A 12,737-nucleotide genomic window follows, 5' to 3' on the forward strand; every position below is an offset into this window, starting at 1 on the left:
TCCTCCGTCGTTGTCGTCCTGTGTACTGCTTCTTCTGCTGCCCTGCGTACTGCTTCTTACCTGGTACTGCTTACTGATCGTATCCACGCGCCGGTGAATCGGCTGGTTCCCCCTGTCGACCCGGTCGACGGGTGTCGAAGCCTCCTCGACCCCTTCCCCCGACGCTCCCGTGTACGTACTTCTGCCCAGGATCGTAGAGGGGGCCGCAGACCAGTGTCCCGCACCTGGCTGTGGACCTCGTCCGGCTCCTGGGCAGATGGCCGGGACCGGTACGAGGTTGATACGTGAACAGGCCCTCGTTGATACGTAGCGCGGGGTCGGTGTCTCGTCTCCATCCTGGGGGACGGGGACGGAGAGAAGCGATGTGAACCCACCCTGCCCAGCGTGCTAATCTTCTGGATGTCGGAAGGCGCCGCCCCACAAGGGGAAGGAGCCGGAGGACACACCCAATGCGCGGGTGGCGGAATAGGCAGACGCGCTGGATTCAGGTTCCAGTGCCCGCAAGGGCGTGGGGGTTCAACTCCCCCCTCGCGCACCGAGGAGCACCGACGAAGGTGCTCTAGTTGCACCGACGGAACGGGCGGCATCGTGATCACGATGCCGCCCGTTCCTCTGTGTGTGGCCAAAAACACGTGGACCGCCGACGGCTGGAGCCGTCGGCGGTCCGGTTTTTGGGTGTGTGGATCTTCGGTTGCTATGCCGGGGGCTTGATCGTTCGACTGCGGACTACTGCTGGCTTGTGAGGAAGCTCTCAGGGTTTGGTGACGTAGCCCTTGGGGGTCCAGGTGCCCAGGCTTGGTCTTGCGGCGACGGGTTGGTCGGCGGTGGGGCCGGTCGCCGTGGAGGGCGATCGAGTCGGCCCAGGTCCTGAGCTTGCGGCGGTTGGCGTGGGCGAGCTGGAAGGCCAGCAAGAGGGTCTGGGCGGCGATGCCGCGGATGCGGCGGGTGCCGGCGTCTTCCAGGCGTTCGTACAGGCGGTCCTTGGCGTAGCCATTGATGCCTTCGACGCTGTTGCGGAGCCGGAAGTAGACGCGCTGCCAGGCTTCGGAGCCGTACTGGAGGGGCTGCCAGAGGTTGGCGCCGGATTCGGGCGGGACTGTGACGGTCTTCTGGCTGCAGCACCGGGGTGAGCCCGCGGGGCTGGGGGCAGGGTCGATCAGGGGCAGGTGGATGCCGCGGCCGAGGGTGTGCTCCTTGAGTGAGCACTGGGTGCGGTTGGCCTCGGCGGGGCACATGACGCGACGGTGGCCTTCGACGTCAGGGCGCTGCTTGGGCATGAAGAGGTACGCGGCGCGGGCGCGGATACGGTCGATCCAGGTCTGCTTGTCGATCTTCTCGGCGATCAGGTCTTTGGTGGCGTCCTTGAGCGTTTGGGGCATGGAAGGGCAGTACCAGTTGCCCTCGACGAGTTGGGCGCCGGCGAAGCCGGCCTGGACGCCGAGCTGGTCCTTCGCATAGTCGTAGACCGGCTCGTAACCCATGGCGCGGATGGGGAGCTGGAAGTTCTCCGGTTTCTGATCGTTGTTGGCGCGGTCACCGGCGAGATAGCCACGCGGCAGGCTGTCGTCGATCTGCTGGAGAGCTTCGACGGCGACGTGGCCGACGGTGGCTGGGCTTGTCGACGGAGAAGGCGATGACCAGTGCGGGGACGACGTCAGGGTCGGCGGAGCCGTCGGGCAGTGGAACGCCGTTGTGGTCGGGGTCCCGGGCGATGACCAGGGAGGCGTCGTAGCCGTAAAGACGCTTCTTGATCCGGTCTGCCTTCTTCTGGAGTTTGGCGCCGTTCTTGTCCTGCTGGGTGGGGGCGAGGTCGTCGAGGGCGAGAGGGTATTTGTGCTTGGTGGTGCGGACGTACCAGGCGGCGTCGGGGTCGGTGGAGGTGACGGGGCTGTCGGGGCCGACGCCCTTGGCGTAGGTGCCGATGACGGTGGCGTCGACGCAGGCCGAGCCGTCCCAGTGGCCTTCTAGGAGGGGAAGGGCCTCGCAAGCTGCCATTGAGCCACGCCTGAGCCGCGTGTAAGGGGCTCTGCCTGTGACTGACATGCAGCTCGATGGGTTGGATCGAAAAAACCGAATCACCTGGTCAGCGCACTACCTCTTGATCACTCAAGTCGGTGAACTCTCCCATCGGCCAGAAACATGATCGCGGCGACGGAGTTCTTCCGGTCGGGAGAGGTTCTCCGCCGGAAGGGGATTGTTCATGGTCGTGTTGTATCGGTCCAGGATTTGCACGGCTCTTGCTGCCGCTTGCGCTCTCGTGCTGACGAGTGCCTCGGTGGCGCAGGCCGGTGCTGTCGGGTCGACTCCTGTCCGGACCTTCGAGTACAGCGTAGGCGGCATGACGATGAAGGTTCCGACCGGCTGCTTATTCACACACATCGTCCGAGGTGGCGGGAAGAAGATCACCTACCAGAACGCCGGCGTCGACTGCGGCTTCGTCGCCGCGCTCGGCAGCGGGTTCTGTAACTGGCGGATCGACTTCACGTACGCCAACACCAACAACAAGACCTATCGGACATCCCGCGGGCGGACACACCCCGAGTGCAAGATCGATCCGATGAGGAACAACTCTCCCCAGACGTTGCCTCGTTATGGAAAGGCGTGTGCGCATCTCTACGTCAATGGGGTGCGGCGTGTGAGTCAGTGTCACCACATCACGAAGTGAGCCGTTCATGATCGATCAGCAGCAAGGGCGGGAACAATCCGGGGAGGTGCGACGGCGGTCGGCTGGGGTCGCCGCGTTCGCGGCGGGTCTTGGACTGACACTCGCCTTCTTCGCCTTCTTTCCTGGGCTTCCGCACGTCATCGACTGGGGGGCGATCGTCGTCGCCGTCCTGGTAGGAGCACTCACCCGATGGATCTGCCAGTCCTGGATGGGAAAGAGGAGCAAAGAGAGCGAGTGAGCTCGAGCAGAAGGACGCGGGCCTCTGTGAGGCCACCGAGCGTGGACGTCTTGCGGGTGCTGGCCGCTCGGGATCTTGAGCCCTGGCCTGCGCCGTGGGAAATCGGCTGTGACAGCGCGGGAAACGATCTACGTGCCAGACTTATGAAGCCTGATCAGCACGTTTCGTCGGTGCCCCAACCAAGACGAAACGGTCGTCATCGTGATCACGATACGACCGTTTTTCGCTTTGTTCCGGGCCTGTTGTCGGTGTGATTTTCCTGTCGATGTGAGCTCTCTCACTGTGGGGCGAAGAGGCGTCGGGCGCGGGGCCGTTGGAGCAGGGCGGTGTTTCAGACCGTGAGGCCACGCTTCCAGGCAGTTACCAGTGGGTGAGGTCGAACACTTCCGGGCGGTGGTGCTTTCAGGCCGGTGACCTGCCGAGTGCGGTGAGGGTGCGGTCCAGGGGGCTCGCGTCGGGGGGCGTGGGCAGGGCGGGGCGGAAGAAGGCGGTGGGAGTGAGCCTGCTTTCGTCGTCCGGTACGCGCAGGGCGATCGCGAGGGCGGCCTCGGTGACCTCCTTGTCGAGGTGCAGGGGTACGCCGAGGGTCCGGGCCACGTCCCAGCCGTGGACCACGTAGTCCAGGAAGTGGAACCCGATCGCGACCGACGCCGGGAAGCGGGTGGTCGTGCTGATCTCGGGGAGGGTGAAGTCCCTGTCGGGCACGCCCGGTCGGGCGAAGGCGTCGAGGACGGCCTGGGCCGCGGTCCGGTACGTCGTCGCGGGGTCGTCGCCCGACTCGCTCGGCTGCCAAGCGGTGAGGTCGCCGCCACCTCCCGACGCGGCTGCCGCGAACCCGTGGTGCTGGGCCGCCATGTGGGCCACGAGTTGCCGGAGCGTCCAGTCGCCGCAGGGTGTCGGCAGGTCCCAGTCCTGGGCGCCGGCCTGTTCCACGAGGCGTACGGACTCCCGTACAGCCGTCCGGTCGAGCTGTCGGATGTCCATGCGGGCCCCTTTGCGGATGGTTGTCCTGCTGCTGTCTCTGCTGGTGTCCTGCTCTCTCTGTCCTGCTGATTGGATCATATATTAGAACGGGCGTGCGTGCAGTTTTATGGACGGGTTTCAGGGAGTGCGGCAGGCCGCCGTCATGCGGGGGCCTCACGTGTGGGCGGGCAGCAGTGACGGGTCGGTCGTGTGGGCCCGCAGGCGGTTCAGGACGGCCTTGGCCGCCTTGTCGTAGCAGGTGAAGTCGTCGTGCAGGACGGACTCGGCGTTCGCCAGCTCCAGGAACGCCACGAGTTCGAAGACGAGTTGGGGGAGGTCGGCGTCGTCCGCGAGCTCGCCCGCCAGCTGGGCCTCCCGCGCGGTCCGCTCCAGGTAGGAGAGCCAGTCGGAGCGGGCCGCGGCGAGCGCGTCGTGGACCTTTCCCTCGCGGGCGTCGAACTCGGCTGAGACCGAGTAGAAGAAGCAGCCGCCGGGGAAGACCCGCTCCCGTGAGTACGTCAGCCACGCCGTGCACAGGGTCCACAGGCGGCCGACGCCCGCCGGCAGGTCACGGGCGGGCTGGACCACGTGCTCCGTGTAGAGGGTGACGGCCGTGCGGATCGTCGCGAGCTGGAGGTCCTCCTTGGAGCCGAACAGCGCGAAGACGCCGCTCTTGCTCAACTTCAGCTCGGTGGCGAGTTGACCCATGGAGAGCGCCGCGAGCCCCTCCACGGACGCGATCTCCACCGCGCGCCTGAGGATGAGCTGCCTGGTCTGGTTGCCGCGCGCGATCCGGCCGTCGGCCTGCGTCCCTGCCACGCCCATGTGTACCCACTCTCCTGGGCCGGACTGTCTCGGCACCGGCACCGTTGAGGCGTCAACAGTGTAGCGAATGAGCGGACGGTCGTGCGGTTAGTAGGGTTATATTTGCACGAACGATCGTACTGTTTTATGGAGGCACGATGCCGGTTCCGATCTGGTTCGCTCCGTGGAAGCCCGGCCCGGCCGAGTGCGTCGCCCCCGGCGACGATGTGGGGGGTGCGGCCGTCGTGAGCGTCACGGGCTTCGCCCCGTACCGTCCCTGGACAGCGATAGGGGTCAACGCCACCGGGGCCGCCCTGCGCCGGGACTGGGGCGATGTCGAGGGCGCGGTCGGGCTCTGGCTCTGGACCGTCCCGGGGCTTCTGCACCCGCGCTGCGGATCGGTCTCGGTGTGGCGCGACGAGGAGGGCCTGCGCCGCTTCGTCGGCCGCCACGACCATGTACGGATCATGCGCGCCTACCGTCACCGGGGCGGCCTGCGTTCGACGACCTGGCGGACCGACCGGTTCGACGGGGCCGCCACCCGGCGGGCCGCCCGGAGCGTCATCGCGGGGTGGTGTGGCGAGGCGGCCTTCTAGAACGTCTTGGGACGGGTGGCCTCTAGGACGGGTGGCCTCTAGGACGGGTGGCCGAGTTCGATGTCGTGGTCGTCGATGCCGGGGCCGGTCAGGGTCAGTGCGGTGGCGACCGGTGGATAGCCCGAGGCGATGACCGTGTACCCGCCGCCGTCGAGGTCGGTGAAGGCGTACGCCCCGTCGGTGCCGGTCGTCGCCGTGCCGACCACGTTGCCCGCCGCGTCGACGAGGGTGACGCGCGCGTCGGTGAGCGGGCCGTGCCCGGTGCGTACGACGCCCTGGAGCCGGACCCCGTTGTCCAGGTCGATCTCGACCCGGGTGAGGCCCGTCGCGCCCACCTCGACGGGCAGGGCGCGCGGCCGGTGTCCGACGGCGTTGACGGCGACCGTGACGGGACCCGGGGCCAGGTCGGTGAAGGTGAAGTCGCCCTGTTCGCCGGTGGTGTGGCTCGCCAGCAGATCTCCGCGTACGTCGGTGACGAGGACCAGGGCGTCCTTGACGGGCAGTCCGGTCCCCGCGGCCCGCACGGTTCCGGTCAGGCCGCTGCTGCCGGTCAGCAGGACGTCGTACGGGACCGGCTGGTTGTCGCTCACCAGCAGCGTGGACGCGCGTGGCTGGTGACCGTCGGCGGAGGCGATCAGGACGTAGCCGCCGGGGCCGGGTGCGTCGAGGGTGAAGGAGCCGTCGGAGTCCGCGGTCGTGCGGGACAGCTGACGGCCGGTGAGAGAGATGAGGGTGAGGGCGGCGCCGGGGACGGGGGTGTCGGAGGCGGCGCGGATGTGGCCCTGGATGAGAGTGCGGGGGACGGTGTCCGGGCCCGTGGCCAGGCCGGTTGCGGCGTTGGGGGGCTGCCGCTCCTCGGATGTGGGTGCGGGCGTCGGCGTGGGCGCCGCGGCCGGTGCCCCCTTCGTCCGGAGCGGGACCTCCTTGATGAACAGGCAGAAGAACAGGGAGACGAGGGCGAAGGGCGCGGCGTAGAAGAAGATGTCGGCGATGCCGTGGCCGTAGGAGCCCTCGACGAGGGTGCGCAGGGGGCCGGGCAGGGTGTGGACGTCCGGGATGGTGTCGGAGGAGCCGGAGGAGCGGAGTGCGGCGGCGGACCGGGGGTCGAGGCCGGCGAGACCCTCGGTGAGGTAGTGGCGGATGCGGTGGGCGAGGACCGCGCCCAGCGCGGACGTGCCGAGGGTGCCGCCGAGGGAGCGGAAGAAGTTCACCGTGGAGCTGGCGGCGCCCAGGTCGCTGGCCTCCACCTGGTTCTGCGTGGCCAGGACCAGGTTCTGCATCATCATGCCGACGCCGAGCCCCAGCAGGGCCATGAAGATCGCGACGTGCCAGTACACGGTGTCGTGGCGGATGGTGCCCAGCAGACCCAGGCCTGCGGTGATCAGGGTGCCGCCGGACAGCAGCCAGACCTTCCAGTGGCCGGTGCGGGTGATGATCCGGCCGGAGACCGTGGAGGCGCCGGCCAGGCCGACGATCATCGGGATCGTCATGACGCCGGACATCGTCGGTGACTTGCCGCGGGCCAGTTGGAAGTACTGGCTGAAATAAATGATCCCGACGTACATCGCGACGCCGACGAAGAGCGAGGCCAGGGCCGCCAGGGCGATCGTGCGGTTGCGGAACAGGCGCAGCGGGATGATCGGCTGGCTCGCCCGCGTCTCGGTGAGGAGGAAGAGCGCGAGCAGCGCGAGGGTGCCGCCGACCATGGTGTACGTCTGCCAGGACAGCCAGTCGTACTTGTCGCCGGCGAACGTCACCCACAGGAGCAGCAGGCAGACCCCGGAGGTGATGAAGAAGGCGCCGGCCCAGTCGACCTTCACCTCGCGGCGGACGGCGGGCAGGCGCAGGGTGCGCTGGAGGACGATCAGGGCGAGGACGGCGAACGGTACGCCGATGTAGAAGATCCAGCGCCAGCCGAGCCAGCTGGTGTCGGTGATGACCCCGCCGATCAGCGGTCCGCCGACCATCGCGGTGGCGAAGGTCGCGCCGAGATAGCCGTTGTAGCGTCCGCGCTCGCGCGGGGGGACCATCGCCGCGAGGATGATCTGCGACAACGAGGTCAGACCGCCCATGCCGATGCCCTGGACGGCGCGGCAGGCGATGAGCATCCCGGGGTTCTGCGACAGACCGGCCACCGCCGAGGCGCACACGAAGATCAGCAGAGCCAGCTGGACCAGCAGTTTCTTGGAGAAGAGGTCCGCCAGCTTGCCCCACAGCGGGACGGTCGCCGTCATCGTGAGGAGGGAGGCGGTGACGACCCAGGTGTAGGCGCTCTGGCCGCCGCCGAGGTCGCTGATGATGTGGGGCAGGGCGTTGGAGACGATCGTCGACGACAGGATCGCGACGAACATGCCGAGCAGCAGGCCGGTCAGCGCCTCCATGATCTGCCGGTGCGTCATGGGCGCGTCGGCGGGGGTGGCATCCGCCGCCGCGGTCGCTGGGCTTGCTGCGGTCGTCGCGGCGGAAGGGGACCTCGTCGTCATCGGCTTCCTCGCTGTTTTGCATGCATGGGGCAACTGAAGTCTTCTTGTCGTTAGTTGCCGTAGGCAAAGGAGTTTGCCGAGACTTGGCTCAAAAAGTCGGCAAAGCTGTAGCGCGCTGTAGCGCACCCCATCACCGGGTCCATGGGGCTGAAGAGACGTGGAAGAGGTTGATGGGACTGGGGAGGCGTGCCAAGGCGAGGACGGGGCAGTCGGTGGACGGGTGAGGGTTGTGTGATGGGGAGGAGCCCCGGCTGGGACGCCGGGGCTCCTCTGTCTTTGCGGGGGGTCTTGTCTTTACGGGGGGTCTTGTCTTTTCGGCGGTCTTGTCTTTTCGGGGTTTTCCACAGGCCCAGCGGTGTGGTTCCGGAGTTGTCCACAGGGTCTGACGCATTTCGGCCATGGGCTGTACGGTCGGCACGAGTTGATGTTCGTGTCGAGGCGCACTCGCGGTCGGTCGAGGTGCGCGCGGGTTCGGGGGAGGCGGTCGCGGTGACCGAGGTCGGTGGTACGGAGGTCTCAGGGCCGGGGCGGCGACTTCCGCGGGTGCCCGGGTTCGCCGAGTGGCCCGTCGAGGGCTCGCCCAAGGAGGAGGGAAAGGCACTGCGCCGGCACGTTCCGCGCGGCTCGCACACCTCCCTCGACCTGGACGTCTCCCGCCCGGACGCGGTCACGGCCGTCGAGGAGTCCAGTCAGGGTCGCCTCTCCGAGCTCACGCCGATCAGGGTGGGCCGGATGGCCGCCACCCCGTTCGCCTTCCTGCGCGGCTCCGCCGGCCTCATGGCCTACGACCTCGCGCGCACCCCGATGACCCGGATCCGCGCCCAGATCTGCGGCGACGCCCACGCGGCGAATTTCGGCCTGTACGGCGACGCGCGGGGCGACCTCGTCATCGACCTGAACGACTTCGACGAGACCGTGGACGGCCCCTGGGAATGGGACCTCAAGCGGCTCGCCGCCTCCCTCGTGCTGGCGGGGCGGGAGGCCGGCGCCGACGAGGACACCTGCCGCAAGGCGGCGCACGGCGCGGTCGGCGCCTACCGCCGCACGATGCGGCTGCTGGCCAAGCTCCCGGTCCTCGACGCGTGGAATGCCATCGCCGACGAGGAACTCGTCTCCCACACCGACGCCCACGATCTGCTCGGCACGCTGGAGCGGGTCTCCGAGAAGGCGCGGGCCAACACCAGCGGGCGCTTCGCGGCCAAGTCCACCGAGCCGACAGAGGAGGGCGGGCGCCGCTTCGTCGACGCCCCGCCCGTGCTGCGCCGCGTCCCGGACGCGGAAGCTGCCGCGGTGGCCGCGTCCCTCGAGCCGTACGTGGCCACGCTCTCCGAGGACCGCCTCCCCCTGCTGGCCCGCCACGCGGTGCACGACGTCGCCTTCCGCATAGTCGGCACGGGCAGCGTGGGCACACGGTCGTACGTGGTGCTGCTCCTGGACCACCGGGGCGAACCGCTGGTGCTCCAGGTGAAGGAGGCGCGGCCGTCCGCCCTGGTCCCGCACCTTCTCAGCGCTGGTTTCGAGGCACCGTCCGTCGACCACGAGGGGCGGCGCGTGGTTCTCGGCCAGAAGCGGATGCAGGTGGTCAGCGACATCCTGCTGGGCTGGACGACGGTCGACGGCCGCCCCTTCCAGGTCCGTCAGTTCCGCAACCGCAAGGGCAGCGTCGACCCCGCCGCCCTCGCCGCCGACCAGGTCGACGACTACGGCCGGATGACCGGCGCCCTCCTGGCCCGCGCCCACTCCCACAGCGCCGACCCGCGCCTCATCGCCGGCTACTGCGGCAAGAGCGAGGAACTCGACGATGCGATGGCCACCTTCGCCGTCGCCTACGCCGACCGCACGGAGGTCGATCACGCGGAACTGGTCAAGGCGGTGCGCGAAGGGCGGATCCCGGCGGAGATGGGCGTATGAGGGGGAGGCGACCGGCCGACGCGCGGGGCTGGGGAGTGGGGGGAACCTGGTGAAGTACGTCGATCTTGACGCCCTCGTGGGCGGGATGCGGGGCGGTATGGATCCGGGCCCCTACCTGGAGCGGCTGCCTGAGCTGGCGGACGGCCTGCCTCCGGGGGCGCGCGCGTTCGCCACCGACCCGGATCACTACGACTTCGGCGGCAAGCGCTGCGTGAAGGACCTCAAGCCCCGGGAGGCCCGCCGCACCGGGGACGACACGATAGAGATCCACTTCGGCCACAACTGCTGGAAACACGACGAGGACCTGGTCATCCACTACACCGGCGTCTCCCGTTTCCAGGCGGACGTCCTCGACGTCTGCGACCTCGCCGACCTCGGTGACGTCATCCTCGACGAGCTCCTGCCCCACCCCGACGGCCTCACCCACGAGATCGCCTGCCGCCCCGGCAGCCTCCTGGTCGCCTGCCGCGACCTGACGGCGGAATGGGTGGCGGTGGACTGCCCGGATGCGAGAGAGCCGTGAAAGACATCCCAGGGGCCGGGGCCGGGGGCGTGGCGACACCGGCGGACTTGGGCGGTCGCTCCGGCCGTGGCCTACGCTGTTCGGGTGACGACCCCGGAAGCTGAGCAGTCCCGTCCCGAGGAGCGGCTGGAGCGGGCCGTGCGGGCCGCCGAACAGGCGTTGATCGAGTACGAGATCGCGGTGGAGACCTTCCGCGTCGAGGTGGAGAACTTCTCGCGCCTCCACCATCAGAAGCTCGGTCCCATGTACGCCCGGCTCGACGAGCTGGACGCCCAGATCGCCGAGGCCAAAGCCGCGCGCACCGGCGATCCCGAGGACCTTCGCAAGGCGGCCGAGGCACGGGCCCGGGTGCTGCCGATGCCCGGTGTCGACGAGCTGTTCCACGGCTGGATGGACGGCGACGGCATCTTCCCGGAGGCCCTCGCGATGCTCACGGACCAGCCGGTACAGCCCCCGCAGCGGGTGCGGCCCAGCGAGGAGGCCCGCAAGCTCTACCGCGAACTGGCCCGCAAGGCCCATCCCGACCTGGCCCAGGAGGACGTGGAACGCAGGCGGCGCGAGGAGTTCATCACCCGCGTCAACGCGGCCTACGCCCGCGGCGACGAGGCCCTGCTGCGTGAACTCGCCGAGGAGTGGGCGGCCGGACCCGCACCGAAGGACCCCGGCCCGACTCCCAGCGAGGAGCTCTACGCCCGCCTCGAGTGGCTGGCCCAGCGCAAGGAGATGCTCGCGCTCGTCGCGAAGGAGCTGGAGGAGGGCGCGATCGGCGCGATGCTCCGCCTGGCGCCGGAGGACCCGGACCGTCTCCTGGACGAGATCGCCGACAAGCTCCTGGCCGAGGTCGCCCAGCGCGAGGACGAGCTGGCGGCGCTGCTCCGGTAGGCGCGCCCCGCGCTGCTCGCCCCGTCGGGTAGCGTCGGACGCATGAGTTTCGGAGCTGGTGTGCCCACGGTCGAGGTCGGCGATCTCAAGGACGGCGACTTCCTGCTGGACGTCCGTGAGGACGACGAGTGGCAGGCGGGCCACGCACAAGGTGCGCTGCACATTCCCATCAGCGAGTTCGTGGCCCGCTACGGCGAGCTGACCGAGGCTGCCCCGCAGGACGGCCGCGTCCACGTGATCTGCCGTTCCGGCGGCCGTTCGGCTCAGGTCACCATGTACCTCGTCCAGCAGGGCATCGAGGCCGTGAACGTCGACGGTGGCATGCAGGTCTGGCAGGCCGCCGGCCGCCCCGTCGTCACGGAGGACGGCCGGCCGGGGCACGTCGTCTGACCCACCGGCAACGGCCGGGGGTCCTCTTGGGTCGGCGGGCGTCCGAGCCGGGGATGCTCAGCCGGCGTGCCTCAGCCGAGGGGGTGCGCCGCCAGCAGGTCGCCCAGGGCTTCCTCGTGGGCCGAGGCCGGGCCGAGGGTCAGCTCCAGGTGCTTGGCCCAGGCGTGGTACCGGTGCAGCGGGTACTCCACGTCCGCACCGAACCCCCCGTGCAGGTGCTGTGCCGTCTGCACGATCCGCCGTACGCCGTCCGCCGCCCAGATCTTCGCCACGGCGACATCACCGGAGGCGGGCAGTGCTCCGGGCGCCCCGGAGGCGATCCGCCACGTGGCCTGCCACAGGGTGGCCTCCATCGCCCGCAGGTCGATGTACCGGTCGGCGGCCTGCACGGCGACGGCCTGGAAGGTCGCGACGGGGAACCCGAACTGCTCCCGCTCACCGGTGTACTCACCGGTCATCCGCAGCACGTTCTCACCCAGCCCCAGCGCCAGCGCACACGTCCCGGTGGTCAGCAGCTCCCGCAGCCACTCCCACGCGCCGTCGGCCTCGATGACGCTCCGGCCGGCGATCCGCGCCGACTCCAGCCGCAGTTCGCCGAGGCGCTCACCGGTGGTGGAGACCTGCTCGCCGAGCACGACCCCCTCGTGCACACGGGGGACCAGGGCGAGAACGCTCCGGTCGTCACCGGTGTGGGCGGGCACGAGGACGAAGTCGGCGTTGTGTGCCCAGGGAACCGCCGTCTGCACCCCGTCCAGCACCCACGCCCCGCCCTCCTGACGCGCGGTCACCGCCAGCTCGGCGGGATCATGACCGGTACGGCCGTGCGCGGCGACGGTCAGCACGACCTCGCCCCGCCCCGCCCGGGCCAGCAGTTCCGCCCTCAACTCTTCACCACCGTAGGCCTGTACGGCGGCGGCCGCCGCACTGTTCTCCAGCAGCGGCACCCGCGCCAGCACCTTCGCCGCCTCGCGCAGCACCAGGCACAGCGCGATGGCGTCGAGGCCCGCCCCGCCGAACTCCTCATCGAGCAGCAGACTCAGCAGATCCGCGTCGGTGAGCCTGGCCCACAGCGCCCGGTCGAAGTCGTCGGCCACGGCTCCCCGGGTGCGCGAGGGACTGGGCACCCCGTCGGGCGCGACCCCGGCGAACACCCCGCGCGCCGCCTCGGCCGCCGCCTGCTGCTCCTCGCTGAAGCTGAAGTCCACGGTCCTGTCCTCCCGGCGGATCCACTGACCTGACGGCCCGTCAAGATAGAACAGGTTCTAGGAGAAGGGAATGCCTT

Annotated in this window: 13 protein-coding genes and 1 tRNA gene; 10 read left to right on the forward strand and 4 right to left on the reverse strand. The window is 69.3% G+C overall.

The window, feature by feature from the left end:
* Positions 1-451 precede the first annotated feature (451 nt).
* From IG99_RS17330 to IG99_RS17350, 5 genes are all read left to right on the forward strand, one after another.
* Positions 452-535 (forward strand) — tRNA-Leu (locus tag IG99_RS17330).
* Between the two features lie 352 nt (positions 536-887).
* Entirely contained in the window at positions 888-1,130 is a 243-nt protein-coding gene (locus tag IG99_RS48750; protein WP_158973194.1) for a hypothetical protein, read from the forward strand.
* Between the two features lie 114 nt (positions 1,131-1,244).
* Positions 1,245-1,637 carry a hypothetical protein gene (locus IG99_RS48755; protein WP_158973195.1) on the forward strand — a complete coding sequence of 131 codons (393 nt, stop codon included), beginning with the start codon at positions 1,245-1,247 and terminating at the stop codon, positions 1,635-1,637.
* 563 nt (positions 1,638-2,200) lie between these two features.
* A complete protein-coding gene (locus IG99_RS17345) occupies positions 2,201-2,665 on the forward strand; it encodes a hypothetical protein (RefSeq protein WP_037675184.1) in 465 nt (154 codons plus the stop codon).
* A 7-nt stretch (positions 2,666-2,672) separates the two neighbouring features.
* The gene (locus IG99_RS17350) at positions 2,673-2,903 is read left to right on the forward strand and encodes a hypothetical protein (protein ID WP_037674935.1); all 231 of its coding nucleotides are present in this window, start codon (positions 2,673-2,675) and stop codon (positions 2,901-2,903) included.
* 402 nt (positions 2,904-3,305) lie between these two features.
* On the opposite strand, the gene IG99_RS17355 is transcribed toward IG99_RS17350, so the two are convergent.
* Positions 3,306-3,887, reverse strand: a complete 582-nt coding sequence (locus tag IG99_RS17355; RefSeq protein ID WP_037674938.1) for a TIGR03086 family metal-binding protein — start codon at positions 3,885-3,887, stop codon at positions 3,306-3,308.
* Between the two features lie 153 nt (positions 3,888-4,040).
* Positions 4,041-4,685 (reverse strand): TetR/AcrR family transcriptional regulator, encoded by a 645-nt coding sequence (locus IG99_RS17360; RefSeq protein ID WP_107055953.1) that lies wholly within the window; start codon positions 4,683-4,685, stop codon positions 4,041-4,043.
* Between the two features lie 143 nt (positions 4,686-4,828).
* Between IG99_RS17360 and IG99_RS17365 the strand changes: the two genes are divergently transcribed.
* The gene (locus tag IG99_RS17365) at positions 4,829-5,266 is read left to right on the forward strand and encodes a hypothetical protein (RefSeq protein WP_051865482.1); all 438 of its coding nucleotides are present in this window, start codon (positions 4,829-4,831) and stop codon (positions 5,264-5,266) included.
* A gap of 38 nt (positions 5,267-5,304) precedes the next feature.
* On the opposite strand, the gene IG99_RS17370 is transcribed toward IG99_RS17365, so the two are convergent.
* On the reverse strand, positions 5,305-7,665 hold the full coding sequence (locus IG99_RS17370; RefSeq protein ID WP_037674941.1) for an MFS transporter: 2,361 nt from the start codon (positions 7,663-7,665) through the stop codon (positions 5,305-5,307).
* A 573-nt stretch (positions 7,666-8,238) separates the two neighbouring features.
* Here IG99_RS17370 and IG99_RS17375 point away from each other — a divergent pair.
* The 4 genes from IG99_RS17375 to IG99_RS17390 all read left to right on the forward strand — a co-directional run bounded on the left by IG99_RS17375 (position 8,239) and on the right by IG99_RS17390 (position 11,455).
* Complete coding sequence (locus IG99_RS17375) at positions 8,239-9,660, forward strand: DUF2252 domain-containing protein (RefSeq protein ID WP_037674942.1); 1,422 nt, start codon at positions 8,239-8,241, stop codon at positions 9,658-9,660.
* Positions 9,661-9,709: 49 nt separating this feature from the next.
* Complete coding sequence (locus IG99_RS17380) at positions 9,710-10,183, forward strand: hypothetical protein (protein ID WP_037674944.1); 474 nt, start codon at positions 9,710-9,712, stop codon at positions 10,181-10,183.
* 84 nt (positions 10,184-10,267) lie between these two features.
* Positions 10,268-11,065, forward strand: a complete 798-nt coding sequence (locus IG99_RS17385; protein ID WP_037675187.1) for a hypothetical protein — start codon at positions 10,268-10,270, stop codon at positions 11,063-11,065.
* 60 nt (positions 11,066-11,125) lie between these two features.
* Positions 11,126-11,455, forward strand: a complete 330-nt coding sequence (locus tag IG99_RS17390; protein ID WP_037674947.1) for a rhodanese-like domain-containing protein — start codon at positions 11,126-11,128, stop codon at positions 11,453-11,455.
* A 71-nt stretch (positions 11,456-11,526) separates the two neighbouring features.
* Here the strand turns inward: IG99_RS17390 and IG99_RS17395 are convergent, their stop codons facing one another.
* On the reverse strand, positions 11,527-12,660 hold the full coding sequence (locus IG99_RS17395; protein WP_037674948.1) for an acyl-CoA dehydrogenase family protein: 1,134 nt from the start codon (positions 12,658-12,660) through the stop codon (positions 11,527-11,529).
* Between the last annotated feature and the right edge of the window lie 77 nt (positions 12,661-12,737).

Origin of the sequence: Streptomyces griseus subsp. griseus, assembly GCF_000720255.1 — a bacterium.
GTDB classification, from domain to species: Bacteria; Actinomycetota; Actinomycetes; order Streptomycetales; family Streptomycetaceae; genus Streptomyces; species Streptomyces griseus_I.

Bases quoted from the DNA above. Each gene is read 5' to 3' on its own strand.
- IG99_RS17345 (WP_037675184.1), top strand. From the start codon at position 2,201: ATGGTCGTGTTGTATCGGTCCAGGATTTGCACGGCTCTTGCTGCCGCT.
- IG99_RS17350 (WP_037674935.1), top strand. From the start codon at position 2,673: ATGATCGATCAGCAGCAAGGGCGGGAACAATCCGGGGAGGTGCGACGG.
- IG99_RS17355 (WP_037674938.1), bottom strand. From the start codon at position 3,887: ATGGACATCCGACAGCTCGACCGGACGGCTGTACGGGAGTCCGTACGC.
- IG99_RS17365 (WP_051865482.1), top strand. From the start codon at position 4,829: ATGCCGGTTCCGATCTGGTTCGCTCCGTGGAAGCCCGGCCCGGCCGAG.
- IG99_RS17370 (WP_037674941.1), bottom strand. From the start codon at position 7,665: ATGACGCACCGGCAGATCATGGAGGCGCTGACCGGCCTGCTGCTCGGC.